We start from the raw sequence: 2,610 nt of genomic DNA, 5'->3' as shown, positions 1-2,610 counted from the left end.
TATATAATCAAGCCATTTTTATATTATTAATTAATAAATAAGCGGTTGTTTCAAATTAGAATCTTCAGAATACTTTCTTCCTTGTTCATAATATAAAGGCATTTTATCTGTTCTGTAGGTTAAAAATGGTAAATCTAATCTAAATAATAAAGTTTTATTTTGTTTAGTCATTTCTAATATTCTAGCTTGAAAAGCACCGTAAGTTATTAAAAGATTTTCATTATTATTGCCTGTTAAATCAATATCAGAAACTATTTTTGAGTATTCTCCGTTTTTATAACTATCTATTATTGTAGCAGTGTATCCTGAATTATTATCTCCTGTTATTTTGTATTCTACGTATCTTGATTCACCAGTTGAACCAGGCATTCCATCTGCTTGATCTCTATTATCAAACATAGCTATTCTTCCATCTTCATAAAGAAATAATGCATGCTGATTTCTAGGTCCGTCTGTTTTTCCAACTCCCTGAACTCTATATTGCTGCAAAGAAAGAACATCTTTCAAATAATTTTGACTTGGTATTTGAGAATATCCAGTTCCAGCATCTACTTTTAAGTTATCATGGGCCATAAACCATATTAATTCCCAAGATGAATATCTTATAGCAAAAACTCCTTGATGTCTTGAAGAAACGTATAAAGTATCAGAAGAAGAATCGTATACACAGGCATTAGCATGGAACCAATCTATTTTTGTATTTCCATTGTATATATTTTTATAATCATATACTATTTGGGATAATTCTTGTTCGTTACCACTTCCTACAGCTTTTCTTAATAAATCTCCAAAGTATAAATCTTTAATTATATTTCCATTAGTGTCCATTTCTATTAATCTATCTTCCCAGCCCCAATCTGAGTTTGCTAAATATATATAATTATTTCCTTTTTTTACTAATTCATGATGCATATGATTCTTTGTTGCAAAAAGTCTGTTTCCTAGAAAATCATATATACCTTCATTTCCTTCCATGTTATAAAGTATAAATCTATTATTATCAACAGCAAATCTTGATATATAATTTATTGCTGTATTCACATATCTAACATATCCATTTTTTGATATTCCTATCATACCTTCCCAAGCAGTAGGATTTGCCTGAGCAATCACTCCTACAAAAAACATATCTGGATTATTTGGATACTGTTCTTGTACTGAAGAGTCGTATGCTTTTACTGGAGCATATTTTTCTTGAAGAGCATAACCTCTAAACATAGTTATCATACCAGGGTTATGTTTTTTTTCTATTATTCTTCCGCCATCATTAACTGTTATAGTATTTTCTATATTTTGATACATACCATGTATAGGGAATTCTGTACCATAACCTGCTGGATATGTATGTATTAAGTCAGCTTCACCATGTTGACCTTTAACAGTTACAGTTATAGGGATAGTATTTACTGAATCTATTATATATACTGCTGATAATGGAGTATATTGAAGAGGGTTAATAGTTATTTCACCTATTTTTCCTATACTTCCTGTTTGATTATTATTACAAGATATTGCTATAATAGATATTAGAATTATTAGCACTTTTTTCATAAAATAACTCCTAAAATATTATATGAAATTATTTTTCATATTAACATTTTTTATATTTTATGTCTATAACTTCAAAATAATTTTACTTTTGTATTGACTTATTAAATGTATATGATAGTATAAAAATATATAGAAAAGAGAGTATTTTATGATGTTGAAAAAAAATTATATGTTGTTAATAATAATTAGTATTTTTATTTTAAGTTGCTCCAGTCCTTCTGATCCTAATAATGATAATAATAATGAAAGTGAATATAAAGCTAATGGTATACCTGCTACATATGATGGAACTTGGAAATTTTATAATGTAGATAATACAGGAAATACTGCTATTGATGTTACAATATCTGGAGGTTCTATATCAGGATTGGTAATATCAAATAAATCAGGAAGCAAACAAAATTTTGATAAATCTAAAATATACAGTGAAGAAGGCAATTATAAAAATATATATTATGGTGGCTATAAAGGCTATATAGTTTCTGATGGTAATTGGATAGGTGAAATACAACTTCCAGCTCAATCTTCTACAGGTGTTGGATATGTAAGCATAAAAAATAATTCAACTCAGGAACTTATAGAAGGAATACTAGACCATAATTCGGGTATAACAAGAGGTGAGAATTCATCTACTGTAAAAGATATAAAAGGAACTTGGATTAATGGTGCTAAAGAATTAGTTATTGATCAGCAATTTATTACTTATTCTGATAATGGACAACAAATATTTAAAATACCTTTTATGTTTTTTACTAGCTTTAGTGGATATGAAGGCACAGGTTACAGTATACAAGGACTTTTATATGATGGAGTAAATATAAATACAACAGCAGTAACAACACCAGGAGACATAAAATTCCAATATATTGAAAATAATCATCATCTTACTATAAAAATAGGAGCTGATGGAGTACCTACTAAAGTTGAATGGACAGAAAATCAGCCTACAACTGTAGTTTCAGCAACTGAATTTACTAAACAATCTTAATTTTTTAATAATTATATTTTATTGATTATATAGAACATAATTTAGCTATAGCTTTATAAAATATTTTATAA

2 protein-coding genes are annotated in these 2,610 nt (G+C 27.5%); one reads left to right on the top strand and one right to left on the bottom strand.

The window, feature by feature from the left end; translation table 11 throughout:
- Window positions 1-30: 30 nt before the first annotated feature.
- Complete coding sequence (locus E6A48_RS06400; RefSeq protein WP_219709220.1) at window positions 31-1,551, bottom strand: aryl-sulfate sulfotransferase; 1,521 nt, start codon at window positions 1,549-1,551, stop codon at window positions 31-33.
- A gap of 148 nt (window positions 1,552-1,699) precedes the next feature.
- On the opposite strand from E6A48_RS06400, the gene E6A48_RS06395 reads away from it, so the two are divergent.
- Complete coding sequence (locus E6A48_RS06395) at window positions 1,700-2,539, top strand: hypothetical protein (protein WP_219709219.1); 840 nt, start codon at window positions 1,700-1,702, stop codon at window positions 2,537-2,539.
- Window positions 2,540-2,610: the final 71 nt, after the last annotated feature.

The organism is Brachyspira pilosicoli (genome assembly GCF_019402445.1).
Classification (GTDB): domain Bacteria; phylum Spirochaetota; class Brachyspiria; order Brachyspirales; family Brachyspiraceae; genus Brachyspira; species Brachyspira pilosicoli_B.
This window is presented reverse-complemented; position numbering and strand designations above follow the sequence as displayed.

Excerpts from the sequence above, each read along its gene's own strand:
- E6A48_RS06400 (WP_219709220.1), bottom strand. The coding sequence starts at position 1,551 with ATGAAAAAAGTGCTAATAATTCTAATATCTATTATAGCAATATCTTGT.
- E6A48_RS06395 (WP_219709219.1), top strand. The coding sequence starts at position 1,700 with ATGATGTTGAAAAAAAATTATATGTTGTTAATAATAATTAGTATTTTT.